Origin of the sequence: Rouxiella sp. WC2420 (assembly GCF_041200025.1) — a bacterium.
Taxonomy (GTDB): domain Bacteria; phylum Pseudomonadota; class Gammaproteobacteria; order Enterobacterales; family Enterobacteriaceae; genus Rouxiella.
This window is the reverse complement of the sequence record NZ_CP165628.1, coordinates 4,308,501-4,335,104: the sequence shown is the minus strand read 5'-3', so window position 1 is coordinate 4,335,104 and position 26,604 is coordinate 4,308,501. Positions and strand designations below refer to the sequence as shown.

At 49.5% G+C, this 26,604-nt stretch carries 27 protein-coding genes; 18 read left to right on the top strand and 9 right to left on the bottom strand.

Annotated elements, in window-relative coordinates; translation table 11 throughout:
• Positions 1-28 precede the first annotated feature (28 nt).
• A complete protein-coding gene (gene grpE / locus AB3G37_RS20085; RefSeq protein WP_009636992.1) occupies positions 29-616 on the top strand; it encodes a nucleotide exchange factor GrpE in 588 nt (195 codons plus the stop codon).
• A gap of 90 nt (positions 617-706) precedes the next feature.
• On the opposite strand, the gene ung is transcribed toward grpE, so the two are convergent.
• Positions 707-1,387, bottom strand: a complete 681-nt coding sequence (ung, locus tag AB3G37_RS20080; protein WP_009636993.1) for a uracil-DNA glycosylase — start codon at positions 1,385-1,387, stop codon at positions 707-709.
• A 440-nt stretch (positions 1,388-1,827) separates the two neighbouring features.
• On the bottom strand, positions 1,828-3,144 hold the full coding sequence (gene srmB, locus AB3G37_RS20075) for an ATP-dependent RNA helicase SrmB (RefSeq protein ID WP_009636994.1): 1,317 nt from the start codon (positions 3,142-3,144) through the stop codon (positions 1,828-1,830).
• Positions 3,145-3,304: 160 nt separating this feature from the next.
• On the opposite strand from srmB, the gene AB3G37_RS20070 reads away from it, so the two are divergent.
• Positions 3,305-4,048 (top strand): tRNA1(Val) (adenine(37)-N6)-methyltransferase, encoded by a 744-nt coding sequence (locus AB3G37_RS20070; RefSeq protein WP_369788898.1) that lies wholly within the window; start codon positions 3,305-3,307, stop codon positions 4,046-4,048.
• Here AB3G37_RS20070 and nadB read toward each other — a convergent pair.
• A complete protein-coding gene (gene nadB, locus AB3G37_RS20065; RefSeq protein WP_369788897.1) occupies positions 4,042-5,676 on the bottom strand; it encodes an L-aspartate oxidase in 1,635 nt (544 codons plus the stop codon). The two genes, AB3G37_RS20070 and nadB, sit on opposite strands and share 7 nt — an antisense overlap.
• 214 nt (positions 5,677-5,890) lie before the next feature.
• On the opposite strand from nadB, the gene rpoE reads away from it, so the two are divergent.
• The 4 genes from rpoE to rseC are packed head-to-tail and all read left to right on the top strand — an operon-like array spanning position 5,891 to position 8,601.
• Positions 5,891-6,466 carry an RNA polymerase sigma factor RpoE gene (rpoE, locus tag AB3G37_RS20060; protein WP_009636997.1) on the top strand — a complete coding sequence of 192 codons (576 nt, stop codon included), beginning with the start codon at positions 5,891-5,893 and terminating at the stop codon, positions 6,464-6,466.
• 30 nt (positions 6,467-6,496) lie between these two features.
• Entirely contained in the window at positions 6,497-7,144 is a 648-nt protein-coding gene (rseA, locus tag AB3G37_RS20055) for an anti-sigma-E factor RseA (RefSeq protein WP_369788896.1), read from the top strand.
• Positions 7,144-8,100: a sigma-E factor regulatory protein RseB gene (gene rseB / locus AB3G37_RS20050; RefSeq protein ID WP_009636999.1), complete on the top strand. Its 957-nt coding sequence runs from the start codon at positions 7,144-7,146 to the stop codon at positions 8,098-8,100. The genes rseA and rseB overlap by 1 nt, the downstream gene beginning before the upstream one ends.
• 21 nt (positions 8,101-8,121) lie before the next feature.
• Complete coding sequence (rseC, locus tag AB3G37_RS20045) at positions 8,122-8,601, top strand: SoxR-reducing system protein RseC (RefSeq protein ID WP_369788895.1); 480 nt, start codon at positions 8,122-8,124, stop codon at positions 8,599-8,601.
• Between the two features lie 153 nt (positions 8,602-8,754).
• Here the strand turns inward: rseC and AB3G37_RS20040 are convergent, their stop codons facing one another.
• Both AB3G37_RS20040 and AB3G37_RS20035 read right to left on the bottom strand, forming a co-directional pair.
• Positions 8,755-9,576 carry a DUF6585 family protein gene (locus AB3G37_RS20040; protein WP_369788894.1) on the bottom strand — a complete coding sequence of 274 codons (822 nt, stop codon included), beginning with the start codon at positions 9,574-9,576 and terminating at the stop codon, positions 8,755-8,757.
• A gap of 217 nt (positions 9,577-9,793) precedes the next feature.
• Positions 9,794-10,180: a carboxymuconolactone decarboxylase family protein gene (locus AB3G37_RS20035; protein ID WP_369788893.1), complete on the bottom strand. Its 387-nt coding sequence runs from the start codon at positions 10,178-10,180 to the stop codon at positions 9,794-9,796.
• A 114-nt stretch (positions 10,181-10,294) separates the two neighbouring features.
• On the opposite strand from AB3G37_RS20035, the gene AB3G37_RS20030 reads away from it, so the two are divergent.
• The 8 genes from AB3G37_RS20030 to acpS all read left to right on the top strand — a co-directional run bounded on the left by AB3G37_RS20030 (position 10,295) and on the right by acpS (position 17,895).
• Positions 10,295-11,194, top strand: coding sequence for a LysR family transcriptional regulator (locus AB3G37_RS20030; RefSeq protein ID WP_369788892.1), 900 nt, complete (start codon positions 10,295-10,297; stop codon positions 11,192-11,194).
• Positions 11,195-11,331: 137 nt separating this feature from the next.
• Positions 11,332-13,131 (top strand): translation elongation factor 4, encoded by a 1,800-nt coding sequence (gene lepA, locus AB3G37_RS20025; RefSeq protein WP_009637004.1) that lies wholly within the window; start codon positions 11,332-11,334, stop codon positions 13,129-13,131.
• A gap of 30 nt (positions 13,132-13,161) precedes the next feature.
• Complete coding sequence (gene lepB, locus AB3G37_RS20020) at positions 13,162-14,139, top strand: signal peptidase I (RefSeq protein ID WP_009637005.1); 978 nt, start codon at positions 13,162-13,164, stop codon at positions 14,137-14,139.
• A gap of 212 nt (positions 14,140-14,351) precedes the next feature.
• Positions 14,352-15,032, top strand: a complete 681-nt coding sequence (gene rnc, locus AB3G37_RS20015) for a ribonuclease III (RefSeq protein WP_009637006.1) — start codon at positions 14,352-14,354, stop codon at positions 15,030-15,032.
• Complete coding sequence (gene era / locus AB3G37_RS20010) at positions 15,029-15,934, top strand: GTPase Era (protein WP_009637007.1); 906 nt, start codon at positions 15,029-15,031, stop codon at positions 15,932-15,934. Before rnc ends, era begins: the two co-directional genes overlap by 4 nt.
• A gap of 11 nt (positions 15,935-15,945) precedes the next feature.
• The gene (gene recO, locus AB3G37_RS20005) at positions 15,946-16,683 is read left to right on the top strand and encodes a DNA repair protein RecO (protein ID WP_009637008.1); all 738 of its coding nucleotides are present in this window, start codon (positions 15,946-15,948) and stop codon (positions 16,681-16,683) included.
• Between the two features lie 100 nt (positions 16,684-16,783).
• Positions 16,784-17,515, top strand: coding sequence for a pyridoxine 5'-phosphate synthase (gene pdxJ / locus AB3G37_RS20000; protein WP_369788891.1), 732 nt, complete (start codon positions 16,784-16,786; stop codon positions 17,513-17,515).
• A complete protein-coding gene (acpS, locus tag AB3G37_RS19995; protein ID WP_009637010.1) occupies positions 17,515-17,895 on the top strand; it encodes a holo-ACP synthase in 381 nt (126 codons plus the stop codon). Before pdxJ ends, acpS begins: the two co-directional genes overlap by 1 nt.
• A gap of 39 nt (positions 17,896-17,934) precedes the next feature.
• Here the strand turns inward: acpS and AB3G37_RS19990 are convergent, their stop codons facing one another.
• The 3 genes from AB3G37_RS19990 to AB3G37_RS19980 all read right to left on the bottom strand — a co-directional run bounded on the left by AB3G37_RS19990 (position 17,935) and on the right by AB3G37_RS19980 (position 21,289).
• Positions 17,935-18,195, bottom strand: a complete 261-nt coding sequence (locus AB3G37_RS19990) for a YfhL family 4Fe-4S dicluster ferredoxin (RefSeq protein WP_369788890.1) — start codon at positions 18,193-18,195, stop codon at positions 17,935-17,937.
• A 124-nt stretch (positions 18,196-18,319) separates the two neighbouring features.
• Positions 18,320-20,299 carry an acyltransferase family protein gene (locus AB3G37_RS19985; RefSeq protein ID WP_369788889.1) on the bottom strand — a complete coding sequence of 660 codons (1,980 nt, stop codon included), beginning with the start codon at positions 20,297-20,299 and terminating at the stop codon, positions 18,320-18,322.
• 141 nt (positions 20,300-20,440) lie between these two features.
• Positions 20,441-21,289 (bottom strand): MurR/RpiR family transcriptional regulator, encoded by an 849-nt coding sequence (locus tag AB3G37_RS19980; protein ID WP_369788888.1) that lies wholly within the window; start codon positions 21,287-21,289, stop codon positions 20,441-20,443.
• 123 nt (positions 21,290-21,412) lie between these two features.
• Here AB3G37_RS19980 and murQ point away from each other — a divergent pair, with 123 nt between their 5' ends.
• The 4 genes from murQ (at position 21,413) to tadA (ending at position 25,073) form a co-directional block, all read left to right on the top strand.
• On the top strand, positions 21,413-22,306 hold the full coding sequence (gene murQ, locus AB3G37_RS19975; RefSeq protein ID WP_369791002.1) for an N-acetylmuramic acid 6-phosphate etherase: 894 nt from the start codon (positions 21,413-21,415) through the stop codon (positions 22,304-22,306).
• Positions 22,307-22,327: 21 nt separating this feature from the next.
• Complete coding sequence (locus AB3G37_RS19970; protein WP_369788887.1) at positions 22,328-23,767, top strand: PTS transporter subunit EIIC; 1,440 nt, start codon at positions 22,328-22,330, stop codon at positions 23,765-23,767.
• Positions 23,768-23,771: 4 nt separating this feature from the next.
• Positions 23,772-24,410 carry a phosphatidylglycerophosphatase C gene (yfhb, locus tag AB3G37_RS19965; protein ID WP_009637016.1) on the top strand — a complete coding sequence of 213 codons (639 nt, stop codon included), beginning with the start codon at positions 23,772-23,774 and terminating at the stop codon, positions 24,408-24,410.
• An 81-nt stretch (positions 24,411-24,491) separates the two neighbouring features.
• The gene (tadA, locus tag AB3G37_RS19960) at positions 24,492-25,073 is read left to right on the top strand and encodes a tRNA adenosine(34) deaminase TadA (protein WP_369788886.1); all 582 of its coding nucleotides are present in this window, start codon (positions 24,492-24,494) and stop codon (positions 25,071-25,073) included.
• 21 nt (positions 25,074-25,094) lie between these two features.
• Here the strand turns inward: tadA and mltF are convergent, their stop codons facing one another.
• Positions 25,095-26,561, bottom strand: coding sequence for a membrane-bound lytic murein transglycosylase MltF (gene mltF, locus AB3G37_RS19955; protein ID WP_369788885.1), 1,467 nt, complete (start codon positions 26,559-26,561; stop codon positions 25,095-25,097).
• Between the last annotated feature and the right edge of the window lie 43 nt (positions 26,562-26,604).

Sequence of the window (26,604 nt, the reverse complement as noted above, 5' to 3'; positions counted from 1 at the left end):
AGACTAAAGCTAAAACGCGGAGATATTCATGAGTAGTAAAGAACATAAGACGCCTAACGAGCAAGCCTCGGATGAACTGAATCAGGAACAAGAGCTGCATGCGGAAGCGGAAACTGAGGCGGCTGACGTCGTTGACCCGCGTGATGCACGTATTGCTGAATTGGAAGCTGAGCTGAAAGATGCCCAGCAACGCGAGCGTGATAGTTTGCTGCGTGCGAAGGCAGAAATCGAGAATCTTCGCCGTCGTACCGAGCTGGATATCGAAAAAGCGCATAAATTTGCCCTTGAGAAGTTTTCAGGCGAGCTGCTGCCGGTAATCGACAACCTGGAGCGTGCACTGGATCTGGCTGACAAATCCAACGCCGAACTGACTTCTCTTATCGAAGGTGTTGATCTGACACTGAAATCCCTGATCAATGCTGTGCGCAAGTTTGGTCTGGAAGTGGTTGCTGACGTTCATGTACCGTTTAACCCGGAACTGCATCAGGCAATGACGCTGATGGAGTCCGAAGAGCTTGCTCCAAACCATGTAATCATGGTGATGCAAAAGGGTTACACCCTTAACGGTCGCTTGCTGCGTCCTGCGATGGTTGCGGTTTCTAAAGCGAAAGCTTAAGTCACCAAAAGCTGGTTCATCGTGAGTTAGATGCGATCAGGCAAACACTAAAGGCACCCTCGGGTGCCTTTTTGCTATCTCGCGGGGTGACTATTTCGGGAGCTGCGGCATCCAGTCGATGGGCTCCAGGCCTTGCTCTTCCAGCAGCTGGTTGGCAGTCGAGAAATGCTGACATCCCAAAAAACCACGATGTGCCGAAAGCGGGGAAGGGTGTGGGGCTTTCAACACTCGATGGCGAACCTGGTCGATAATGCTGCCCTTTTTCTGTGCGTGAGATCCCCAAAGCAGAAAAATAACCCCCTCACGATGGGTGTTGAGCATTGCAATGACTTTATCGGTGAAGGCTTCCCAGCCCAGTTTTGCATGGGAATGCGCCTGACCAGCTTCAACAGTGAGCACGGTGTTGAGTAACAAAACACCCTGATCGGCCCAACTTTGTAAATATCCATGACCAGGGCGCACGAAACCAGGAATATCCGTAGTCAACTCTTTGTAAATATTAACTAGAGATGGAGGTGCAGGGATCCCGGGTTTAACCGAGAATGACAATCCGTGAGCCTGGTTCGGGCCATGATAAGGATCTTGCCCCAGTATAACGACCTTAACCTGTGAGAATTCCGTCGAGCGGAAAGCGTTGAAAACCTCTTCCTGCGGTGGATAAATTGTTTTGCCTGCTGCACGCTCGGCAGCAACAAATTTAAGAGTATCCACAAAGTAATTCTGCTGTTTTTCCTGGCCAATTACATCGTGCCAGGTGAGTGGGGCCGCCATATGCGCTCTCCATCTATCCGTAATTTCAATGCGCGTAGCTTACCTTTTCAGGCCCGTCAGCGATACTGTCTGCAACCCTGAATTAGTTTTTATCGACACTCTTTCTTTGTGTGCTGCTATTCAAGGGAAAATCGCGCAATATGGCCCGATAATCACAAAAACTCAGATTCTCCTCAGATTAAATATGAGCAAATTTAAGATCTCAGAACAAACTCAGAGTTAAATCATTTATTCTTCATAGCGTTAACACGATGAGTTATTTATCTTGGCTCGGTCTACGCAGTTTAAGATATTCCATTGGTGTTAGCGCTATTATCGCGCGTCCCGGCTAGCTTAATACGGCCGGGATTTTTTTTGGCTTATTTTCAGTTTTCATTGCTCTAGAAATAGAAAACCCCGCCATGTGGCAGGGTTTTAAGTATGAGGCAATCAATTAACGCTTAGCTTGCTTCAGTATTCGGCTTGCGGCGCTTACCAACGTTTTTAGCATCACGATGGCGTACTTTAACCTTAACCTTGGATTTCTCGCTCTCTTGCTTCTGCTTCTCTTTACGCTTGGCCAGCACCTTCTTGGAAGGTTTGCCGGTTGTTTTCGCGCTAGGAGCCTTGGTTGTTGGGCGCAGCTCGTCGATGACACGAGATTTCAGAGGCTGATCGAGATAACGCTCGATTTTACCCAGCAGCAGGTGGTCATGCGCTTCTACCAGAGAGATCGCCGTGCCTTTACGTCCTGCGCGACCCGTTCGGCCAATGCGATGCAGGTAGGTATCTGCGGTCAACGGAATATCGAAGTTGAAAACGTGGCTGATATCGTTGATATCCAGACCGCGTGCGGCGATATCGGTCGCAACCAATACATTAACGCGATCTTCAACCATGCGTTTAACTGCTTCGGTACGTTTAACCTGAACCATCTCGCCTTCAAGGTAGCAAGAGTTGATCCCAGCTTCACGTAACCAGCCTACCAGCTCGTGAACACGCTCGCGCTTACGCACAAAGATAACGGACTTGGTCACGTCTTCTTGTTTCAGTAAATGGCACAGCAGAGCGGTTTTATGCTTCAAATCATCTGCGCGATAATACCATTGCAGGATTTTCTTGCGCTCGCGGCGTGAGGGGTCAGCTTCAATCTCAACCGGTTCAGTCAGAATGCGTTCGGCAAATTCGCGAATAGCTTCGCCTTCCAGCGTTGCAGAAAACAGCAATGTCTGTTTGCGCCAGCGGGCTTCTGCAGAAATGGTTTCGATATCCTGCGCAAAGCCCATGTCGAGCATGCGGTCGGCTTCGTCGAGGATCAGTGTTTCAATCGCGCGGCAGTCGAAGTTTTCTTCTTTAATGTATTGAAGCAAACGGCCAGTGGTGGCGACGACGATATCCTGATTCTCGCTGAAGACTTCTGCGTGATTCATATACGCTACACCGCCGGTAATTGTGGCGATGTCTAAATCGGTATGTGCTGCCAGTTCACGGGCCTGATCAGCCACCTGCATTGCCAGCTCGCGGGTTGGCGTCAAAATCAAGACACGCGGTGGACCAGACTTTTTACGCGGAAAGTCCAGCAAGTGTTGCAGCGCGGGCAACAAAAATGCTGCGGTCTTGCCGGTGCCGGTAGGCGCCGAACCCAACACATCGCGTCCGTCCATCGCGGGCGGAATGGCCTCTGCCTGAATAGCAGTCGGGCGGCTATAGCCTTTATCGGTCAGTGCCTCGATTAGGCGTTCATCGAGTTCGAGTTCGGAAAAATTCGTTACAGTCATGGTCTACCTCTACTTGGGGCGCCGATTATAGACGTGTTGGCCGCGATCTTCACCTATTTAAGCGTAAAGGCTCGCTTTTACTCCGCAAGGCTTTGTCTTATGCTTACGCCATTATGACATTAGTACCCCGACTCTCGGGTAATTATCACAGGAAAGCGTAGTGACAGAAGCCGCCACCAACAAGCCTTTGCGCCGTAATGGGTTCACTTTTAAACAATTTTTTGTCGCTCACGATCGCTGTGCGATGAAAGTCGGAACCGACGGCGTACTGCTCGGTGCCTGGGCACCGATAAGTCAGGCTTCTCGCATTCTTGACATCGGTAGCGGAACGGGGCTGGTGGCATTGATGTTGGCGCAGCGAACTGCGGAAGAGGTATTGGTGGATGCCGTCGAGCTGGAAAGTGAGGCCGCCAGTCAGGCTCTGGAGAATTTCGCCGAGTCTCCGTGGCAACAACGCCTGAGAATTTTTGCCGAAGACATAAACCATTTTTCCCGGCGCAGTGCTCATCAATACGATTTAATCGTGAGTAATCCGCCTTATTTTGAGTCTGCGGTCGCCTGTCGGGATCAAGCACGCAACGCCGCGCGGTATACCGAAACGTTAACTCATGACGCATTGCTGCGCTGTGCCGAGCAACTTATTACCGCGGCAGGAACGTTTTGCGTGGTTTTACCCTTTGAAATTGGACTGGCATTTGAACAGTCAGCGCAGCAACAGGCTTGGCATACCCGGGCGCGGATAGATATTCGTGACCGGCCGGGAAAACCGTTAAATCGCATGCTTCTGGCTTTGTCAAAACAGTGGCGAGAGCCTGAGCATCACGAACTGGCTCTCCGCGAGCAGCTTAACGTCTACAGCACGGAGTTCCGAGAACTGATTGCTGATTTCTATCTGAACTACTGATTTTTTCCTGATTTATTCATGAGGATTAATGGTTGCAGAATGGTTGGTTGCGAGTTCTCTAGCAGGTCAGGATAGTCGAGAGTAAAGTGCAATCCACGGCTCTCTTTTCTTGCCATCGCGCTGCGTACAATCAGTTCGGCAACCTGAACCAGATTACGTAGCTCAAGTAAATTATTAGAAATCCTGAAATTAGCGTAATACTCGTCAATTTCGTGTTGAAGAGTATTGATACGACGCAGGGCACGTTCCAGTCTTTTGGTGGTGCGCACAATGCCTACATAGTCCCACATAAATAGTCGCAGTTCGTGCCAGTTGTGCTGGATGACGACTTTCTCATCTGAGTTATCGACTTTGCTTTCATCCCATGCCGGTAAACTTTTCGGCATTTTTGTGCGCGGCAGCCGCTCCAGAATATCTTCGGCAGCCGACCAGCCGTACACCAGGCATTCGAGCAAAGAGTTTGATGCTAACCGGTTCGCACCGTGCAATCCGGTATAGCTGACTTCGCCGATAGCATAAAGCCCGTCGAGATCGGTTCTGCCGTGCTGGTCAACCATCACTCCGCCACAGGTATAATGTGCAGCAGGAACAATCGGGATCGGTTCGCGAGTGAGATCAATGCCCAACGACAGCAGCTTTTCGTCAATCATTGGGAAATGATGCTTGATGAACTCAGGCGGGCGATGGCTGATATCCAGATACATGCAGTCGGCACCCAAACGTTTCATTTCATGATCGATGGCGCGGGCAACGACATCACGCGGTGCAAGTTCGCCACGTGGATCAAAATCGGGCATAAATCGCGTGCCGTCAGGACGTTTAAGATAGGCCCCTTCTCCGCGCAGTGCCTCGGTCAGCAGAAAATTACGCGCCTGCGGATGAAAAAGACAGGTTGGATGAAACTGATTGAATTCGAGATTGGCGACACGACAACCAGCACGCCAGGCCATTGCAATACCATCACCTGAAGCGACGTCCGGGTTCGTCGTATATTGATAAACTTTTGCTGCGCCGCCGGTTGCCAGAACTACCGCTTTGGCACGAAGCGTTTCAACTTGTTCGATCTCACGATTCCATACATAGGCACCGACTACTCGTTGAGTGCCGGGCAGTCCGAGTTTGCTTGAGGTAATTAAATCAACCGCGTTATATCGCTCTTTTACGCTAATATTGGGGTGGGACCTTGCTTTCCCCACTAACGTGGTTTCTACTTCTTTACCAGTAGCATCAGCAGCATGCAAAATACGGCGATGGCTGTGGCCCCCTTCCCGGGTCAGGTGATAGCGTTCATCTGAACTTTTGCCGGTTTCTGTGTCAAAGAGTACGCCCTGGTTAATCAGCCATTCAACGCAGTGTTTGGCGTTGCTGGCAATGAATTCGACGGCTTCTTTATCGCACAGTCCAGCGCCGGCGATGAGTGTATCGTCGACGTGAGAGGCGATGCTGTCGGTTTCATCAAAAACGGCAGCAATGCCACCCTGGGCATAGAACGTAGAGCCTTCATTCAGCGGCCCTTTGCTAAGTACGGTGACTTTACAGTGGTCGGCAAGGCGTAAAGCGAGTGACAAGCCTGCTGCGCCACTTCCAATAATCAATACATCACTAACAAAGTCTGATGAAGGTTGCATAACGTATGATGTTTGCGGAAGAAGAGGGAAATTCATGTTAGCCTAAATGGACTGGCAAAAGCCACGTGCGCAACCAACAGTTTAAAAACTTTGTGTTTTATGGAACTTAACATTCTGTTTGAACTCCAAGCAGGTACTTGCTCAGGAAAATAATGATGATAGCTGGCAGTACGACTTTTAGCGTGGAGATGGCTTTGGGGAGAGATTACCTCGAATGAGCGAGCAGTTAGCAGATCAGGTTCTGGTCGAGCGGGTCCAGAAAGGTGATCAAAAGTCGTTCAATTTACTGGTTGTTCGCTACCAGCATAAGGTGGCGAGCCTTGTTTCCCGCTACGTTCCACAAGGCGACGTGCCTGACGTGGTTCAAGAATCATTCATAAAAGCCTATCGTGCACTAGACTCTTTCCGCGGAGATAGCGCTTTTTATACCTGGCTTTACCGTATCGCCGTTAACACGGCCAAGAACTATTTAGTCGCACAGGGTCGCCGTCCACCTTCAAGTGATGTTGATGCCAATGAAGCTGAAAACTTCGAAAATGGCGGTGCGCTAAAAGAAATTTCGAACCCTGAGAACTTAATGTTGTCAGAGGAATTGAGACAGATTGTTTTTCGGACTATTGAAGCGCTTCCTGAGGATTTGCGGATGGCAATTACCCTGAGGGAGTTAGATGGTTTGAGCTATGAAGAGATAGCCGCCATCATGGATTGCCCGGTGGGCACGGTGAGATCGCGCATATTCCGTGCTCGAGAAGCTATTGATAATAAAGTTCAACCGCTGATTCAGCGTTAGCGATGGCGGATACTTAAAGGGTACTAAGGCATGCAGAAAGAAAAGCTTTCGGCTCTGATGGATGGTGAGGCTGTTGATTCCGAACTGTTAAGTTCGCTTTCAATTGATAAAAAGCTTCAGGAAAGTTGGCAGAGTTATCACCTGATCCGTGATTCAATGCGCGGTGACATGGGAACTGTTGTGCATCTGGACATCGCAGACAGAGTGGCTGCTGCTTTGGCAAATGAACCTGCCAGGCTTGTACCTGGTGCAGCAAAAGAATCGCAACCGATGCCACATACCTGGCAGAAGATGCCTTTCTGGCACAAGGTCCGCCCGTGGGCGAGCCAGATAACTCAGGTCGGCGTTGCCGCTTGTGTATCATTGGCTGTTATCGTCGGCGTGCAACATTATGGTCAGCAGAATGCGACCGGCGCGTCGCCTGAAACTCCGGCTTTCAACACGCTTCCGATGATGGGGAAAGCTTCTCCTGTCAGTTTCGGTGTGCCAAATGAAGGCAGCACGGTTAGTGGCCCGCAAAATATGCAAGAGCAGCGTAAGCGCATCAATGCTATTTTGCAGGATTATGAGCTGCAGCGTAGATTGCATACCGATCAACTTCAGCTAGACTCGATTGTGCCACAACAGGCCGCTATTCAAGTCCCTGGTAACCAGTCTTTAGGAACGCAAACGCAGTAATGAAGCAAATTTGGTACGCTGTTTCCTTAATGACATGCAGTTTGCTCGCCACCCACACCGCCTCGGCTGAGACTCAATCTGCTCCCGAGGCGTTGTTGCAACAGATGAGCAATGCCGGTCAGTCATTGAACTATGAAATTGCCTTTATCAATATCACAAAGCAAGGCATTGATTCATATCGTTATCGTCACGCAAAATCGCAAGGAGTGCAGCTCGGTGATCTGCTTCTGATGGATGGCCCTCGCCGCGAAGTTGTGCAGCGTGGCAAAGACATCAGCTATTTTGAAACGGGACTCCAGCCTTTCACTTTGACCGGCGATCATATTGTTGATTCTCTGCCAGAGCTGGCATTCAGCGACATTCCAACGCTATCTAAATACTATGACTTTATTTCGGTAGGCCGTGCACGAGCCGTTGATCGTAACTGTGAAGTGATTCGCGTAGTTTCCCGTGACGGCACTCGATTCAGTTATATTGTCTGGATTGATGAGGAAAACAAGCTGCCTCTGCGCGTTGATTTGCTGGATAAAGATGGTGAAACTCTTGAGCAGTTTCGCGTGATTTCCATTACCGTTGATCCCGCTGTTGCCGAGGCTTTCAACGGCCTTGATAAAGCGAAATTACCGCCAGTATTAAGTATCCCGGATGCAAGCAAAACACAATTCAACTGGGAGCCAAAATGGCTGCCAGAAGGGGTGAAAGAAGTTTCGCGCAGTAAACGAAACTTGCCAAATCTGCCCGTCAGCATCGAATCAAGACTTTATAGCGATGGCGTATTCAGCTTCTCGATTAACGTAAATGCTGCCACTGACGCGACCAGTGGGCAAATAGTCCGGCAGGGGAGAAGAACGGTTGAAACCGATGTTCGCAACGGCGATGAGATAACCGTAGTTGGCGAGTTGCCACCTTCCACAGCTAAGCGAATTTCTGATAGTATTGTCTTCTCCGGACAATAGCGTAACAGTAGGATAGCAGCGATGATGAAAGAATGGGCCACCGTAGTTTCGTGGCAAAATGGCGTTGCAGAACTGCGTTGTGAAACGCAGGCAGGTTGCAGCAGCTGTCATTCGCGTTCGGGCTGTGGTTCTCGCGTTCTTAACGAGCTGGGGCCACAAACTGAGCATAATCTGCAAGTTAACAGTGCCGAACAGCTTGAACCTGGTCAGAAGGTTGAATTAGGCATCACTGAAGGCGCAATGCTTCGCTCTGCACTGTTGGTGTACATGACGCCGCTGTTTGGTGTGATTGTTGGCGGTGGTGTTCTGCAATCGCTGTTGAAGGCAGATGTTTACGCGTTGATTGGCGCGATAGCCGGTGGGGCGCTTGGCTTCCTTATTGCGAGATTTTTTGCCGCCAAGGTTGCCGAAAAAGAAGCTTATCAGCCAGTAATACTGCAGGTTGGCTTACCTCCGAACGCTTTTCGCTTTCAGCCAGAATCAACTGAATTGCCGCGCTAAATCTGCTCAAAATTTTCTCTTCGTCTGAGATGAATTCAGCAAGAACTTATTCAAACCTGCCTGAAATCTCCGATGATACAAAAAACGCCTTGTGCTCTGCATAAGGCGTTTTTTGTATCATCGTCGAGATAATTGGCTTGAGAAACGGGTTGCCTAGCTGCGGATTGGGATGCGGTTCTGGATCATATGTTCGATCAAGGCGATGAACAGATCGGCACTGAAAAGAGAAGTGTAGGGCACTGAAAATAGCGACCTGCCGTGCATATCCAGCAGCTTGATAGTTTGGCTGTTGCTGCCGCCGCTAATAAAATGTACTTCTTCAATCGGAATGTGGTGCCCATCGTCAGAATCTAGCGTACGTGCAGATAGCCGCAGCTTTTTCTCACTCATTAGTAAAAAATTACCACGAAGAAAGTGCCTGATACGGCTCTTGCTTTCATTTATGTAGCTAAATCCTACCTCTCCGTCATGCGCCAGGGTAACGAGCGCTTGCGGGCCGCGCAATAGCAGTTGTTCATTTTTAATTACTTCAATCAGGCGATCGGCATGGGCGATATTCGGCGAGATTTTATACCACGGCTTTTCCGAACTTTCGCGAAATGCCATGGTGTTTAATATTTTTCGGGTATATTTTCCGGTACGGTAACGGTAAATATCACTTATTCTTTCGAACGGAATAAATTTATTTTTGTTGTCAGGTTTTGAAATAACTAAAACTCCATTTTCATAGAGTTGGAATATTTGTCTTGGCTTAATGAACTGCCGCAAAATAATAAGAATTGTGCCTAAAGAAATGCTGAAGATGGTTGACATTAGAATGGCGTGTTGTTCGAAATAGCCGGACTTTCCTAATGTTAGCAAAAAAACAAGCTGCACCGCCCCGGCTATCATAAGTAGCGTTGCGAGGACTAGGGTGATCCACGAGTTTGCTTTTGCAAAACCATGCCGGCTGAGCAGCCGACCTTCATTGATCATGACATTAACCTTGTGACCGATTGTTTTAAAATAGGGTAAACAGTTAAATTATTTAATAATTAATTTAAGCACTACGTCAGACAACTTTATTTTTTATAACAGTTAGTTAATGGTATTTCCCCCGCCCAGTAAATGAGCATTTTCCTAATCTGTCGAGAGTGCTTCCAGGGCGGAGGAATAGGATTAAATCTAATAATTCAAAATGATATAATTCAAGTTATTGGTTAGATTTCCCGACAATATCACGAATGTTGACCAGTGCATTTCGCACCGCAGCTCCTCCGGCATAGAATAAAATTTGCAGGATGGACTCGATAATTTGCTCTTTTGATGCACCCGCATTCAGTGCCGCCTGTGCATGAGCACGCAACTGTGGCGTTGCGTGCCCCAGAGTGACGCAGGCCGCAATAACGACCAGCTCCCGAGTAATAAGATCGAGCCCGGGCCTCGCAAGAATTCCACCCATTGCCCATTCGATAGAAATATCGGTGAAATCCGGACATAAGTCTGCCATATCACTCCTTAAAGCCTCCCCCGCGCCATCGCCATAAAGTGAGTTAAATAACTCCAGCCCTTGCTGATACTGCTGTGGATTGATGATCATCTTTTTCTCCCGTTGTTGAGGTTTAATTAAACTCGGTTGGGCAGCGCAGATAAACGACGTTATAGTTGGATAATTACCAAGGATGGCTTGCCAATTGAGGTGTGATTATAAAGTATGGATAAGCTGGAAAGCATGATGGTGTTTGTTCAAGTTGTTGAGCGGGGGAGCTTTACTGCGGCTGCGAACGAGTTAGGCATCACCGGAACTATGGTGGGTTTACATGTGCAATCGCTGGAAAGACTGCTTGGCGTGCGCTTGCTCAACAGGACCACGCGTCGACAAAGCCTCACTGAGTTCGGGCTATTTTATTATGAGAAGAGCAAGCAAATTCTGTTGGAGATCAGTCATGCCGAGGCGATGGCTGAAAGCCAGACGCCCATACCCAGAGGCGTTTTACGGATCATTTCCCCTGTGTCATTGGGAGTGCATTCTATTGCGCCGATTTTGGAAAAGTATCGGAAACTTTATCCCGATGTAACGGTTGATCTCATTCTCAGCGACAAGCCGTTGGATATGATCGATGAGCGCGCCGATATGATGATTAGAATTGGTGAGTTGCAGAACGTATTTTCAATGATAGCCAGACCTTTGATGCCTTATCGATCAATAATCTGCGCCGCCCCCCACTATCTCGAAAAAAATGGGCCCTTGAGCGTGCCAGCCGATCTCGTTAATCATCGCTGCCTGGGGTTTGCTCACCCTGTTGCAGGAAATGAATGGCTGTTACAGGGGTTGGATGGGCCAATTAGTGTGCCGGTTAATCTGGCTTTGTCAGTTAACAATGGAGAAGCGCTAAGAACGACCGCGATCAGTGGGTTAGGCGTTATTATGCAACCTGAGATTTTACTGGCTGAAGATATTAATTCCGAACGATTGATTCCCGTTTTGCAAAATTATTCTCCATTGCCCAAGCCAGTTTATCTGCTGACTCTTGCAGACCGGTCCCCTACACCTAAAATACGCACGTTTATCGATTTTTTAGTGTCACAACTTGCCGCTCGGAAAACACTGTAAAGCTATCGCATCCTTTCGTGTAACCGGCATACAGTGTAAGATGCGCCCATATTTGCGTGGGCAGTTTGGCAATTAAAGCTGATGCTGTGTCCATGAAAAAGTTTTAAGCGCTATCAATTAGAGAAAATCATCTATAAATGAAGAACATAAGAAACTTCTCCATTATTGCCCACATTGACCACGGCAAGTCGACACTTTCTGACCGTATCATCCAAATTTGCGGCGGTTTGTCCGATCGTGAAATGGCCGCTCAGGTCCTCGATTCTATGGATCTTGAACGTGAGCGCGGCATCACCATCAAAGCCCAGAGCGTAACGCTGGATTATAAAGCGCTGAACGGTGAAACCTATCACCTCAACTTTATCGATACGCCGGGACACGTGGACTTCTCCTATGAAGTTTCTCGTTCGCTTGCAGCCTGTGAAGGCGCATTGCTGGTGGTTGACGCAGGTCAGGGCGTAGAAGCTCAGACACTGGCTAACTGCTACACCGCGATGGAAATGGATCTTGAAGTTGTGCCGGTTTTGAACAAAATCGACCTGCCGGCTGCCGATCCTGACCGCGTTTCTCAGGAAATTGAAGACATCGTTGGCATTGACGCCACTGATGCCGTGCGCTGCTCGGCAAAAACGGGCGTTGGCGTGCCTGATATTCTTGAACGTCTGGTGCGTGATATCCCGGCTCCGGAGGGTGATCCTGAAGCACCACTTCAGGCGCTGATCATCGACTCGTGGTTTGATAACTACCTTGGCGTTGTGTCTCTTGTCCGTATCAAAAACGGCACTATGCGCAAAGGCGACAAAATCAAGGTGATGAGCACCGGCCAAACTTACAATGCCGATCGTCTGGGGATTTTCACTCCTAAACGTGTCGATAAAGACGTGCTGCACTGTGGCGAAGTTGGCTGGTTGGTCTGTGCGATTAAAGACATCCTCGGTGCTCCGGTGGGCGATACTTTGACTCTGGCCCGTAATCCAGCTGACAAAGCGCTGCCGGGCTTCAAAAAGGTTAAACCACAGGTTTACGCAGGCCTGTTCCCAATCAGCTCTGACGATTACGAAAACTTCCGTGACGCACTGGGCAAGCTGAGCCTGAACGACGCTTCGTTGTTCTATGAGCCAGAAAGTTCTACCGCGCTGGGCTTCGGCTTCCGCTGTGGTTTCCTGGGCTTGCTGCACATGGAAATTATTCAGGAACGCCTTGAGCGTGAATACGACCTTGAGCTGATCACTACTGCGCCAACGGTTGTGTATGAAGTTGTTACCACCGCGGGTGAAACCGTCTACGTTGATAGCCCTTCCAAGCTGCCAGCGCTGAACAACATCGAAGAGCTGCGCGAGCCTATCGCCGAGTGTCACATGCTGATGCCTCAGGAATACCTCGGCAGTGTGATCACCCTGTGTATCGAGAAGCGTGGCGTGCAGACCAACATGGTTTACCACGGAAACCAGGTAGCGCTGACTTATGAAATTCCAATGGCCGAAGTCGTGCTGGATTTCTTTGACAGACTGAAATCCACCTCACGCGGTTATGCGTCACTTGATTACAATTTCAAACGATTCCAGGCTTCTGACATGGTACGTGTTGATGTTTTAATCAACGGTGAGCGTGTTGATGCCCTGGCACTGATCACGCACCGCGACAACTCGCATTACCGTGGTCGCGATCTGGTCGAAAAAATGAAAGAGCTGATCCCGCGTCAGCAATTTGATATCGCCATTCAGGCGGCTATCGGCAACCACATTATTGCCCGTGCGACCGTGAAACAGCTGCGTAAAAACGTTCTGGCCAAGTGCTACGGCGGCGATGTTAGCCGTAAGAAGAAACTTTTGCAGAAACAGAAAGATGGTAAGAAACGCATGAAGCAGGTGGGTAACGTTGAGTTACCACAGGAAGCGTTCCTGGCTATTCTGCATGTCGGTAAAGACAGTAAGTAAGTCTTTGAATTAGTTTGTCAAGGAGTAGGAATGGCTAACATGTTTGCCCTGATACTGGCAGTTGCAACGCTGGTAACCGGGATAATCTGGTGTTTGGATCGTTTTAAACTGGCTCCTGCGCGTCGGGAGAAAATTGCTCGCCTGAAAGTTGAAACGGCGGGTGCGGTGGACGACAAAACCCTGAGCAAGGCTGCTAAACAGCCGGGCTGGGTAGAAACTTGTGCTTCCGTATTTCCGGTATTGCTGGTGGTATTTGTTGTTCGTTCCTTTATTTACGAACCTTTCCAGATCCCATCAGGCTCAATGATGCCGACGCTGCTTATTGGCGACTTTATTGTGGTCGAAAAATACGCTTATGGACTTAAAGATCCGATTACCCAGACCAAGCTTATCCCTACCGGTGAGCCGAAACGTGGTGATGTCGTGGTGTTTAAATATCCTCTGAATCCTCAAGTGGATTATATTAAGCGTCTGGTGGGTTTGCCGGGTGACCGCATAACTTACGATCCAATGAGTAAAGAAGTTACCGTTCAACCGGCGTGTGATAATGGTCAGGCGTGTGATAAAGCGCTGCCGATTACTTATACTCCTAATGAACCGAGCAATTTTGTGCAGACCTTCGGCCAGTCTTCTGGCAGTGAGGCTACCAGTGGTTTCTATGAAACGGATCCTACGGCTCCAGTCCCACAGGACGGCGTTCGTCTGATTGCGCGTAAAGAAAATCTGGGGGGGGTTACTCATAATATTCTTATTGTTCCCGGCGCTCGCGATCAGCTTGGTGCTTATTACCAACAACCTGGTCAACCGCTGGCAACCTGGGTTGTTCCCGCCGGTCATTATTTCATGATGGGTGATAACCGCGATAACAGCGCTGACAGCCGTTATTGGGGCTTTGTGCCGGAAAAAGATCTGGTAGGCAGAGCATCAGGTATTTGGATGAGCTTTAAGAAGCAAGAAGGCGAATGGCCAACGGGCATCCGGATTAGCCGTATTGGTGGAATTCATTAATATTATGCCCGTCCTGCAAGGGGCGGGCATATTAACGCAGCATTATTATTCCACTCGTTGTAGAATATCCCTTCGAGCGATAAAAGTTGGCGACCCTCTTTTTAAAATAAAGGGAGCTACTGCAAACGAAACAGCTTTGGATCGATTTTTGGTGAAGCAGGCCTGTTCCGTATGCTGAAGTTTTTGACGCATTCTTGATCTATTGGTAACTCATGAATCCCATCGTAATAAACAGGCTTCAGCGAAAGCTGGGCTACACTTTTCAACAGCAGGAGCTTTTATTGCAGGCACTGACTCACCGCAGCGCCAGCAGCAAGCACAACGAGCGATTGGAGTTTCTTGGAGACTCGATCCTCAGTTTTGTTATTGCAAATGCGCTGTATCATCGCTTTCCTCGCGTAGACGAGGGCGATATGAGCCGGATGCGTGCAACATTGGTGCGCGGTAATACCCTGGCTGAAATGGCGCGTGAATTCGATTTGGGCGAGTGTTTGCGTTTGGGCCCAGGCGAATTGAAAAGTGGTGGTTTCCGCCGTGAGTCTATTCTCGCGGATACGGTGGAGGCACTCATTGGCGGCGTGTTCCTGGATAGCGATATTCAGAACGTCGAAAGGCTGATCCTCGAATGGTACCGTAGTCGTCTCGATGAAATCAGTCCCGGTGATAAGCAGAAAGACCCGAAAACCCGTTTACAGGAGTTTTTGCAAGGTCGTCATCTGCCGTTGCCTTCTTATCTGGTCGTGCAGGTTCGCGGTGAAGCGCACGATCAGGAGTTTACCATCCACTGCCAGGTCAGTGGCTTGAGTCAACCGGTTGTAGGAACCGGATCAAGCCGCCGTAAAGCCGAGCAGGCGGCAGCGGAACAAGCGCTGATACAGCTGGAGCTTGAATGAGCGAAGAAAAGAATTACTGTGGTTTTGTAGCAATCGTCGGCCGTCCTAACGTCGGTAAATCGACCTTGCTGAATGAACTGTTGGGGCAGAAAATCTCCATCACTTCTCGCAAACCACAAACCACGCGTCACCGGATTATGGGTATCCATACCGAAGGTCCATTCCAGGCTATCTACGTCGATACCCCTGGGCTTCACATGGAAGAAAAACGAGCGATCAACCGCCTGATGAACCGTGCAGCAAGCAGTTCAATTGGCGACGTGGAGCTGGTTATCTTCGTCGTTGAAGGAACTCACTGGACCCCCGACGACGAGATGGTCGTCAACAAATTGCGTGACCTGAAAAGCCCGGTGATACTGGCTATCAACAAAATCGACAATGTCACTGACAAAGCCAAGCTGTTGCCGCACCTGCAATTCTTGAGCGAGCAGATGAACTTCGCCGATATCGTGCCTATTTCTGCCGAAAAAGGGACTAACGTTGACACTATCGCTGCTCTGGTTCGCAAGCAGCTGCCAGAAGCGATTCATCATTTCCCGGAAGATTACATCACCGACCGTTCTCAGCGCTTTATGGCGTCAGAGATCATTCGTGAAAAGCTGATGCGTTTCCTCGGGGAAGAACTGCCTTATTCCGTGACCGTAGAAATCGAGCGTTTCGTGACTAACGAACGTGGCGGCTACGACATTAACGGTTTGATTCTGGTTGAGCGTGAAGGCCAGAAAAAAATGGTTATCGGTAATAAAGGCTCGAAGATCAAGACTATCGGTATCGAGGCACGTCAGGACATGGAAAACATGTTTGAAGCGAAAGTGCATCTTGAGCTGTGGGTTAAGGTCAAATCCGGTTGGGCAGATGACGAACGTGCGCTGCGTAGCCTGGGTTACGTAGACGACTTATAAGGTCTGCGCCTATGGAAGGCTGGCAACGCGCATTTGTCTTACATGGGCGGCCTTACAGTGAAACCAGCCTGATGGTTGATTTGTTCACTGAAGGGCAAGGGCGGGTGCGCATACTGGCAAAAGGTGCGCGTGGCCGCCGATCCAATTTAAAAGGCTGTTTGCAGCCGTTTACCCCGCTGCTGGTCCGTTGGACCGGGCGGGGTGAAGTCAAAACCCTGCGCAATGCTGAAGCGGTTTCTCTGGCACTCCCTCTTTCCGGTTCAATCGTTTACAGCGGCCTGTACGTCAACGAGCTAGTATCGCGCGTGCTCGAACAGGAAACTAACTACTCCTCGCTGTTTTTCGATTACCTGCACTGCCTGCAAAACCTGGCCGCGGCCTCAACCTCGCCTGAACACGCCTTACGGCAGTTTGAACTGGCGTTGCTGCAACATCTTGGCTATGGCGTGGATTTTTTGCACTGCGCGGGCAGCGGTGAAGAAGTCAGTGAAACCATGACTTATCGTTATCGTGAAGAGAAAGGTTTTATCGCCAGCCTGGTGATCGACAACACTAGTTTTACCGGTCGTGACCTGATGGCACTCGCTACCCGTGAATTCCCCGATGCCAATACTTTACGCGCCGCCAAACGTTTCACCCGCATCGCATTAAAACCCTATCTTGGCGGTAAGCCGCTGAAAAGCAGAGAACTGTTTCGTCAGTTTGTATTGAAAAAACCTGCACCCGCTGCTGAAAATCCTACCGACTGATTTTGTCTGTGTGCGCGTAAGCGTGTAAACTGCCGCCTATATCTGCTAAGTTCTGCTGCGTTTCGAACCCTTATGGGTATCACAAAATTAGGAGTGTTTCATGGCTGAGTTACTGTTGGGCGTCAATATCGACCACATCGCGACCCTGAGAAACGCGCGCGGTACTGCGTATCCGGATCCTGTTCAGGCGGCTTTCGTGGCTGAACAGGCGGGCGCTGACGGTATCACCGTACACCTGCGCGAAGATCGTCGCCACATCACCGATCGCGACGTGCGAATTCTGCGCGAAACTATCCAGACTCGCATGAATCTCGAGATGGCCGTGACTGACGAAATGGTCGGTATTGCCTGTGATATCAAACCGCATTTCTGCTGTCTGGTACCGGAAAAGCGCGAAGAAGTGACTACCGAAGGCGGGCTGGACGTGGCTGGCCAGAAAGACAAAATGACCTTTGCGGTTGAGCGCTTATCACAGGCTGGCATTCTGGTTTCTCTGTTTATCGACCCAGACGTGCGCCAGATTGACGCCGCTGTTGCTGTCGGCGCGCCATATATTGAAATTCATACCGGTGCCTACGCCGAAGCCCCAGAAGGCATTCATCGTGATGCTGAGTTTAAACGTATTAAAGATGCTGCCATCTATGCCGCATCGAAAGGCCTGAAGGTTAATGCGGGTCACGGTCTGACCTATAAAAATGTTCAGCCGATTGCTGCGCTGCCAGAAATGCACGAACTGAACATCGGCCACTCAATTATCGGTCAGGCGGTGTTTGACGGTTTAGCCGGCGCAGTCAGTGAAATGAAAGCCTTGATGCGGGAAGCGCGCCGATAATGGCGATTCTTGGGCTGGGCACCGATATTGTCGAGATTATCCGCATCGAAGCGGTAGTTGAACGCAGTGGCGACAGGCTGGCTAAGCGTATTTTAAGTGCCAACGAATGGCAGTTATACCTTAACCATCAGCAGCCGGTACGTTTTCTGGCTAAGCGATTTGCGGTCAAAGAAGCGGCGGCAAAAGCGCTGGGAACGGGTATTCGCAACGGTCTGGCGTTTGAGCAGTTTGAAGTCGTTAATGACGCGTTGGGCAAGCCGAGCCTGGTTTTTCACGACCGCGCGGCGGAAATGGTGGCTGAGTTCGGTGTTAAAGCGGTCCACGTGACGCTGGCCGATGAACGTCACTATGCCTGTGCTACGGTTATCATCGAAAACTAGTGATTAACGATGATTTTATAGCTGCATCACTCTGCTGACTCAAAGCTTTGTGGAATGGTGCAGCAGCACAAATTTATCCCACAGCTGGTCATTGGCTTCGCGGCGTTGCGGGTCGATGATAATCGTATGGTCGATCGGGCAGACTTTCTGGCAGGTCGGCGTATCGTAATGGCCGACACACTCTGTACAGCGCTCGCTGTCAATCTGGTAAAATTCATCGCCCATCGTGATAGCCTGATTCGGGCATTCTGGCTCGCACATGTCGCAATTGATGCATTTATAAGTAATTAGCAGCGCCATGACTTTCTCGGCATCAGAAGAAAAGGGCAGGGATTATAGCAACCCTATTTCTTCCTACGCCGATAGCTGACAGGAATCTGATATAGATCAATAAAAACACTGTTAACAGATATCGAAAGGTAATTTATTCCGCAATTTCTTTCAGTGGATTGCCTTTGATCTGTAAATACAGCTTGCCCAACTTGTGTGATGCATACGCGGTAATATGATTATCATCTGCAAAAAGCGGGATGCCATCGAACTCCATCAAGCATTTTTTGCCGTTACATCTTGCATCCTGTGGGTCGATAAAGATAAGGGTAGGGTACTTGACCTGTAGCTGATTAAAAATAGGAATGAACCAATCAGTGTTTTGGTTTCTAATCGGCACTGTTTCACAGCTATTAGGGATATATTCTGTTCTTAAAATAGTATGCTGCTTGAAACAGCCGGGATAGTGACTGTTTAGAGGAGCAATCTGTTTCATAATCACGGGAGTTGAACCCGCTTTGACGATAATATCCAGCGCCTCATTAAGCGCTGTAGAGATTTTTTCTCGAGATTCTACAACGGAATAAATTTTCCCCTTGTCATTAGTGCTGATATCAGCACCGTACAAGTCCCATCGTTGAGCAATAATAATATAGTTATATTTCTTGTTTTTTACCATGGCATAATATTTTTTTGACTCATCGTGACAAGAGAAATTAATCTGATCGTATTGACCACTAGTTTGAAACTGATAATAATTTGGCAGTGACAGACAGGCACCTCGGCTCAATGTCGTTATTGCCAGATGGGCATCTTTACCCAGGATGTTAAAGAAATTGAAGAAATGACCAGCATGGGAATCACCAATCAATAAGGCAGTTTTTATTGCCTTATTATCACCCATAATACATTTTTTATTATCTCCATCTGTTTTGATATCATAACAATATTTTCTTTGAGCAGAGTTGGGTTCATTGGATTTAGCCAGAACCGTAGCGTACTCCTTACCGAAGCGATCTGTAAATCCTTCATTGTTTCTTACTAAAGTGCGCAGCAGCATCGTTATAATAAGGGGAGTTAAGACTAGCAAGATGACCGTTTTTAATAAGCCGACTTTTTTAATACGATAAGGTTTTTCTATATAAATGAAAGAGAGGTAAGCAGTGATGCCTGTTAGTACAAAACAAACTACTATAAAAGTGGCGTTTTCTCTGATATCTAAATAACGTGCTGTGGCAAAAATAGGCCAGTGCCAGAGATATAGTGAATAAGAAAGTGTACCAATAAATACCAGCACGGGATTAGACAGTAACTTGGTGGTAACTCCTTTCCCCGTACTGCCAATAATAATCAATGCGGCGACGGCTATTGATACGATAACACTCGTATAATTGGGGTAACCATAAACAATATTCGTCCGCGTGGTGCAATAAGCCAGTGTGGCTAGCGAGGCCAGACCAAGTAGAGAGCCAAGGTGCTTGTTAAGTTTTAATTTTTGGTAATTTAGAACCGCTAAACAACTCCCCGTCATTAGTTCAAATAGGCGACAGCTCAAGAAATAGTAGCTTTTGCTCGGGTAGTGTGCAGAAAGGAATAGGCAAATTATCAACGTTAATAGGGTGAGGGCAATAGTTATGACACCAATGAATCTTTTAGGTACAAAGCGATGGACAAGTAATAGCCCAGGTGGCAGGAATAAATACCATTGCCATTCAATAGAAAGAGACCAAGTGTGCAGTAGCAAATGGGTCATGGTATCGCCAGCGCCATATTGCACAGCATTGCGGGCGGAATATATGTTAGACATAAATGAAGCAGCATATTTAGCGCTGGTCATGTATTCTTTGAAGTCGCTTGGTAAATACAGTATGACAGCGATAATCATGGTGAAAATGAGTGCTGCAATAAATGAGGGTTGCAGTCGCCAAAGACGACGGCTATAAAATTCGGATAATGAAAAATTACCTTTGTTGATTGAAGTGTTAATTATTGAAGTAATTAAATACCCTGAAATCACGAAAAAGATATCGACACCGATAAATCCTGATGAAAAGAAAGTAAATCCCGCATGAAAAAATAAAACAAATAAAACCGCGATGGCACGAAGCCCGTCGATATCAGAGCGATAATTCATTTCTACGCCTTGTTCAATAAATTGACAAATACAAAATATTTATTTAAGACGCAGATTATATCAGCAAGGATTTTTTACATTGGTCAACACAAGCCACTTTTTCCTTATTTTACCCTGATAATCCCTTAATTCATCTGAGTATTAACTGATTTTTTTAACTAAAGCCTCACTATGTTTTATTCTTTCAGGCGCTTTTTCAGTATCCTGCTGAATTAACGCCATAAACAGAATGTCAGTTAATGAATACTGTGCCGTGCTGGCAGAAATTGCTGCGCCGCGCGTTACCGGTAATTCTGCCAGTGTATAAAGGCAGTGATCGCTTTGCTGTTGCAGCGTGTTGGGGGAGAAGCTGGTCAGTGCCAGCGTTTTCGCTCCGGCCTTGCGCGCCACCTCGGCGGCCAGATTAATCTCCCTCCGTTCACCGCTAAACGAAATTGCCAACAACAGATCCTCTTCACTGAGCGCCTGAACCGTTGCCAGCAGCACGTGAGTATCCGATTCGGCAATCGCCGTTAGCCCAATCTTTAACAATTTATAAGCAAAATCCTTTGCTACCAGACCTGAAGCGCCAATGCCGGCAATAATGATTTTTCGTGCCTGCGTGAGCATAAACAGCGCCTGCTGCAAACGCTGCTCACTGTTGACATCCAGCGTGGCGCGAAGGGCGGCGTGTTTCTCTGCCAGCAGCTTTTCGCCTACCGTCAACAGACTATCAGTGCTAAGAATACGGTTATGTACAGTGACCGCCGCATCAGTCTGCGGAACAGACAGCGCCTCGCTCATTGCCAGTTTAAGCGCTGGAAAGCCTTTATAACCCAGCTTCTGGGCAAACTTGACGACCCCGGACTGGCTAACGCCTGCCAACTCGGCCAATTTTTGCGAGCTTAAGTGCCGCGCCTTGTCCGGCTGGGCGAGAAGGAAATCGGCCAGTTTCCTATCGTTTTCAGCAAACTGGGGGTACATCTGACGGATGCGGATCATACTGCTCATGATGCTGAGTCCTGTCGAAAGTTATGTCCTGATGTCTCTAAGCTAGCAAAAAAAACTCGCTTTGCTGAATAAACTATTCAAATATGAGAAATGAATTTCGAATTAAATATTCCAGAGGTCATGATGAATTTAGGCGCACTTGTATCTGAAACCCGTAACGCTGCCACTACCCGCCTCGACGAAATGTCGACGCTGGAAATGGTCACTTGCTTTAATGAGGAAGACAGTAAAGTCCCCTTGGCTATCAAGGCAGTACTGCCGGAAATCGCCGTGGCGGTAGAACTGGCCGCGAAATCCTTTATGGCCAATGGGCGACTGATTTACCTTGGTGCTGGCACTAGCGGACGCCTTGGCGTGCTTGACGCTTCGGAGTGTCCGCCGACCTTTGGCGTACCGCACGGCATGGTGATTGGGCTAATTGCCGGTGGGCCGGGTGCTTTACTGAAAGCAGTAGAAGGGGCTGAAGATAATGCTGAACTTGGCGCCGAAGATTTAAAAAGTCTCAATCTTACTGCTGCCGACACTGTGGTCGGGCTGGCTGCCTCTGGACGCACGCCTTATGTGATTGGTGCGCTGCGTTATGCTCACAGTCTGGGCTGTGCCACGGTGGCTATCTCTTGTAATCCAGATTCGCCGATTGCCCATGAGGCGCAGGTTGCTATCTCGCCAGTGGTAGGACCGGAAGCACTAACCGGTTCCACTCGCCTGAAATCAGGCACCGCGCAGAAGCTGGTGCTGAATATGATTTCGACCGGCGCGATGGTCAAAATTGGCAAGGTGTATCAGAACCTGATGGTCGATGTGAAAGCGACAAACGTCAAGCTGGTGGATCGCGCCTGCCGCATTGTGGTCGAAGCTACCGGAGCGCAGCGCGCCGAGGCTGAAGCGGCCTTGCAGCAAACCGCGTTTGAGGTAAAACCGGCTATTTTGATGATCCTCGCGCAAATCAATGCCGAGCAGGCGATCGTACGTTTGAGTCGGCATCAGGGCTTCCTGCGCGCGGCATTGGTGGAGTAAAAACCAGTTTCAGGAGAATAAATGGCAACGGATAAAACTCAGATATTGGCGACGCAGATCCTTAACGGCGTTGGCGGAGCAACCAATATCATTAAACTTGAAAATTGCATGACCCGGGTCAGGATTGAAGTTGAAAATGAGCAGTTGCTGGATCTCCCGGGACTTAAAAAGCTGGAAGGGATTAAGGGTTACGTCAAGCAGGGTCAACAACATCAGTTGGTAGTCGGGCCGGGCGCTGCGGGCAGGGTAGTTGAGGCAATGCAGAGTTTGTTGGCCGACGGCATTAAACAGCCGGAGACTTTCGATGCCAGTCAGCGGTTCACCGGCGCTGTTCTTGACAACGATGTCGCTAACAAAGACTTCGTTAACAATGACATTACTCAGAGTAAAGCCCAGGCCAAGGCAAAATATTCAGCACCGATGAGTGGCGCGCTGCGCCAGCTCGCCAACGTTTTCATTCCTCTGATCCCGGCGTTTATCGCCTCGGGCCTGATCACTGGCATTATCAACCTGCTTAAGCGGCCTGATATCGCCGGGCATCTGGCGCTGGATTATCCCAACGCGCTCGCGCTGCTCGGAGTTTTCGGCGGTGCGGTGTTTGCGATCATGAATATTCTGGTTGGCGTTAATGCCGCTCGAGTCTTTGGGGGATCTCAGGCGATGGGCGGAGTGATGGCTGGTATTCTTTCCAGCCCGCAGCTGGCGCAAATTACGCTGTTTGGCGAGGCGCTGCAGCCGGGGCGCGGTGGTGTTATTGCTGTGCTGCTGGTGGTGGCGCTGATGTGCTGGGTTGAAAAACGTCTGCGGCGTCTGTTGCCGGAATCGGTGGAACTGATCCTTAATCCGCTGTTTACCACTCTGATTACTGCAACACTGGCGATAGTGATCCTCCAGCCGTTGGGTGGCCTTATCTCTGACGGGATTGCTCAAGGAGTAAATATCGCCATTGATCGCGGCGGTTTGGCCGTTGGAGCGGTATTGGCAGGATTGTTTCTGCCGCTGGTGCTTTCCGGTTTACATCAGGGACTGGTGCCTATCCACGTTGAACTGATTCAGGCGCACGGTTCTAATCCTTTGTTGCCGATACTTGCCATGGCCGGTGTCGGGCAGGTCGGGGCGGCCATCGCGGTGCTCATTAAAACTCGCAATCCAAGGCTTAAAAAGGTCATCAAGGGCGCGTTGCCGGTGGGGATCCTGGGTATCGGTGAGCCGCTGATCTTCGGCGTCACGCTGCCTCTGGGGCGACCTTTTATTGCCGCCTGTCTGGGTGGTGCGGTTGGCGGTGCGCTAATATGTTATTGGAAAGTGGCGACAGTCATTACTTTCGGTATTTCTGGTCTGCCTTTGGCGTTGACCATTATCTCCGGTAAAGTCATGCTCTATCTCACTGGGGCCCTGATCACTATGGTGGCCGGTTTTATTTTTACCTGGATTATGGGGTTCAACGATCCCGAGGAGTAACGCATTGGGCGCGAAGACGGATCGACGAATAGTTTTTTTTGATCTCGATGGTACGCTGCATCAGCAGGACATGTTCGGCACCTTTATGCGTTTTCTATTATGGAGAATGCCACAAAATCTGCTGCTGGTGGTTCCGATGCTGCCGGTTATCGGCCTGGGAATGCTGCTCTGTGGACGCGCGCAGCGCTGGCCGATGAGCCTGCTGTTGTGGTCAATTACCTTTGGCCATAGCGAGGCGCATTTAAAAGGACTTGAGCTGCGCTTCGTCAACTGGTTCCGCCAGAAAGTAGTGGCATTTCCGGTGGTGCAAATGCGCCTGCGTGATTATCTCGACCGCGACAACGCCGAGGTGTGGCTGATAACCGGCTCCCCCGAAAATCTGGTGCAGCAGGTGTATAATTCCTCTCCTTTTCTGCCGCGTGTCAGGCTGGTTGGCAGCCGAATTGCGCGTCGTCATGGCGGCTGGGTCCTGGCTCTGCGCTGCCTTGGCGAAGAGAAAGTATCGCAGCTGGAACAACGTATCGGCTCGCCGCTGAAACTGTACAGCGGGTACAGCGACAGCAAGCAGGATAACCCGCTGCTGTTTTTCTGCGAGCATCGTTTTCGAGTTAGCAAGCAGGGCGAGTTACAGCAGCTGGAATAATGCGCCGCTGTTTGGCTATTCCTCTTGCTCAAGTCTAACTTAATAAATCGGCTGGCTACACTGGGTCTGCGAGGGAGAGCAGTGTATGATGGCCGCCGTTTTGGAGAGGGTGAGGTTTACGTGACAGAGCAATACAGCGATCAATACTGGATGCAGCATGCCATGGCGCTGGCAGTTAAAGCGCAGGATGCAGGTGAAGTGCCGGTGGGCGCGGTGTTGGTGTTAGGTAATCAGGTTATTGGAGAAGGGTGGAACCGTTCGATTGGGTTTCACGATCCGACCGCTCACGCCGAAATCATGGCGCTGCGACAGGGCGGGCTGGTGGTGCAAAACTATCGGCTGCTCGATGCGGTGCTGTACGTCACGCTAGAACCCTGCGTAATGTGTGCCGGGGCCATGGTCCACAGTCGCATTAAACGCCTGGTCTACGGGGCCGCAGATTTAAAAACAGGTGCTGCGGGGTCGTTGTTGGACATCTTGCGCCATCCTGGGATGAATCATCACTTGGAGATTACCTCTGGCGTGATGGCCGAAGCCTGTTCTACCCAGCTCAGTGACTTCTTTCGCCTGCGCCGGAGTCAGCAAAAGTTATTACGTCAGGCTCGGCGCATGGCAAAAAATTGCGCCGATCCCGCCTCTACTGATCCTTCATCTGCAGATTGATAATTTATTACGCGAGAGAACTCAGCCTCCCGCGTTTTTCAATTCATCAGCGCTGACTGCCGGATAACCTGCTCCAAGCTGCGCCTGTAATGCCAAAGCTTGCGCTTTCTGCTTTTCTTTCTCCATCAAATATCCCACCAGGCTTATCTGATATTTGCGGATGTTCTCGACGTAGTTAAACGCCTGAGTGCCGCTGGCATAGCCGTAAGTCGTTTTGCTGTAATAGCGTTTTTGGTTGAGCAGCGGCAGGCGCTGTTTTACGTCAACCCAACTATCTGGATTACCTTTTTGCGCCGCAGTGATCGCCCGCGCATCCAGCATGTGGCCATAGCCCATGTTATAGGCGGCCAGTGCAAACCAGATCTTGTCATCGTCATCAATGGTGGCCGGCAGTGTATCTATAATGTTGTTGAGATACAGCGCGCCGCCGCGAATGCTTTCTTCGGTATCAAGACGATTCTCCACCCCCAGGCCCTGCGCGGTCGCGCGGGTCAGCATCATCATGCCGCGTACGCCGGTTGGCGAGGTTGCGCTCGGGTCCCAGTGCGATTCCTGATAAGAGATAGCCGCCAGTAAACGCCAGTCGATTTTGCCTGCATACTTCTCAAACATCGGTTGCAGAGTAGCAAGTTTGTCATCGATGCTATTAAGGAAGGCGCGGGTGTCAACAAAGTCAAAGCCTCCGACGTGGCCGAGATATTTTTCCTCGAGCCTTTCCAGCGTGCCGTCTTCGGAAATCTGGCTATAGAAGTCGAGCATCGCCGCATAGAGGCTGTCGTCATCGCTGGCTTTGTTGAAATACCAGGTCACCGGCTCGTCTTCGGTGGCGTCAAAGGCAACTGCCAGGCGTGGATAAACCCGCTGTAACAGTGCGACCGTCACGGAATCGCCCAGCGTATATTTCAGCTTGCCGTCAGCCACCTGCTGCATCAGTTCTGCCGGAGAATAGCGATGAGTAATGCCCCAGCCGAGGTTCGGGTACTTCTTTTTGGCCTCTTCCAGCGTGGTGATATGTGCCGCCCCGGCGGAAACCACCAAATTACCTTTGATATCATCATAGGTTTTTGGGCGCACCGAGCCTTGCCGATAAAGTACCTGTTGAGAGACGGTGTAGTACTCCGGCCCGGTACGAAATGACTTTAAGCGCTCGGGATTATAGATAAGCCCGGATGCCAGAATGTCGGCTTTGTTGCTTTTGAGATCGCCAAACAGGCTTTCAATGTCTTTGTGCGGTATCAATACCAGCCTGACGCCAAGGTAGTCGGCGAAACGGCTGGCTAATTCATAATCAAATCCCCGGTCACCGGTGGTGCCGTTAAAATATGTTTGCGAAGAATCGAGCGTGCTCACGCGCAACTCACCACGAGAAAGGATATTTTGTAGCTGATCTCCAGACCCACGTTGCCAGGGAATGCTCGGCCACAGGGCCAACGCCAGCAACAGGGTGATCAGACCTACAATTAAGTAGGTAAATTTTATGCGCTTCAAATAGTTATCTCTCTACCGCGCTATTTTTTTAATAAGATAAAAC

Excerpts from the sequence above, each read along its gene's own strand:
- grpE (WP_009636992.1), top strand. The coding sequence starts at position 29 with ATGAGTAGTAAAGAACATAAGACGCCTAACGAGCAAGCCTCGGATGAA.
- ung (WP_009636993.1), bottom strand. The coding sequence starts at position 1,387 with ATGGCGGCCCCACTCACCTGGCACGATGTAATTGGCCAGGAAAAACAG.
- srmB (WP_009636994.1), bottom strand. The coding sequence starts at position 3,144 with ATGACTGTAACGAATTTTTCCGAACTCGAACTCGATGAACGCCTAATC.
- nadB (WP_369788897.1), bottom strand. The coding sequence starts at position 5,676 with ATGCAACCTTCATCAGACTTTGTTAGTGATGTATTGATTATTGGAAGT.
- rpoE (WP_009636997.1), top strand. The coding sequence starts at position 5,891 with ATGAGCGAGCAGTTAGCAGATCAGGTTCTGGTCGAGCGGGTCCAGAAA.
- rseA (WP_369788896.1), top strand. The coding sequence starts at position 6,497 with ATGCAGAAAGAAAAGCTTTCGGCTCTGATGGATGGTGAGGCTGTTGAT.
- rseB (WP_009636999.1), top strand. The coding sequence starts at position 7,144 with ATGAAGCAAATTTGGTACGCTGTTTCCTTAATGACATGCAGTTTGCTC.
- rseC (WP_369788895.1), top strand. The coding sequence starts at position 8,122 with ATGATGAAAGAATGGGCCACCGTAGTTTCGTGGCAAAATGGCGTTGCA.
- AB3G37_RS20040 (WP_369788894.1), bottom strand. The coding sequence starts at position 9,576 with ATGATCAATGAAGGTCGGCTGCTCAGCCGGCATGGTTTTGCAAAAGCA.
- AB3G37_RS20035 (WP_369788893.1), bottom strand. The coding sequence starts at position 10,180 with ATGATCATCAATCCACAGCAGTATCAGCAAGGGCTGGAGTTATTTAAC.
- AB3G37_RS20030 (WP_369788892.1), top strand. The coding sequence starts at position 10,295 with ATGGATAAGCTGGAAAGCATGATGGTGTTTGTTCAAGTTGTTGAGCGG.
- lepA (WP_009637004.1), top strand. The coding sequence starts at position 11,332 with ATGAAGAACATAAGAAACTTCTCCATTATTGCCCACATTGACCACGGC.
- lepB (WP_009637005.1), top strand. The coding sequence starts at position 13,162 with ATGGCTAACATGTTTGCCCTGATACTGGCAGTTGCAACGCTGGTAACC.
- rnc (WP_009637006.1), top strand. The coding sequence starts at position 14,352 with ATGAATCCCATCGTAATAAACAGGCTTCAGCGAAAGCTGGGCTACACT.
- era (WP_009637007.1), top strand. The coding sequence starts at position 15,029 with ATGAGCGAAGAAAAGAATTACTGTGGTTTTGTAGCAATCGTCGGCCGT.
- recO (WP_009637008.1), top strand. The coding sequence starts at position 15,946 with ATGGAAGGCTGGCAACGCGCATTTGTCTTACATGGGCGGCCTTACAGT.
- pdxJ (WP_369788891.1), top strand. The coding sequence starts at position 16,784 with ATGGCTGAGTTACTGTTGGGCGTCAATATCGACCACATCGCGACCCTG.
- acpS (WP_009637010.1), top strand. The coding sequence starts at position 17,515 with ATGGCGATTCTTGGGCTGGGCACCGATATTGTCGAGATTATCCGCATC.
- AB3G37_RS19990 (WP_369788890.1), bottom strand. The coding sequence starts at position 18,195 with ATGGCGCTGCTAATTACTTATAAATGCATCAATTGCGACATGTGCGAG.
- AB3G37_RS19985 (WP_369788889.1), bottom strand. The coding sequence starts at position 20,299 with ATGAATTATCGCTCTGATATCGACGGGCTTCGTGCCATCGCGGTTTTA.
- AB3G37_RS19980 (WP_369788888.1), bottom strand. The coding sequence starts at position 21,289 with ATGAGCAGTATGATCCGCATCCGTCAGATGTACCCCCAGTTTGCTGAA.
- murQ (WP_369791002.1), top strand. The coding sequence starts at position 21,413 with ATGAATTTAGGCGCACTTGTATCTGAAACCCGTAACGCTGCCACTACC.
- AB3G37_RS19970 (WP_369788887.1), top strand. The coding sequence starts at position 22,328 with ATGGCAACGGATAAAACTCAGATATTGGCGACGCAGATCCTTAACGGC.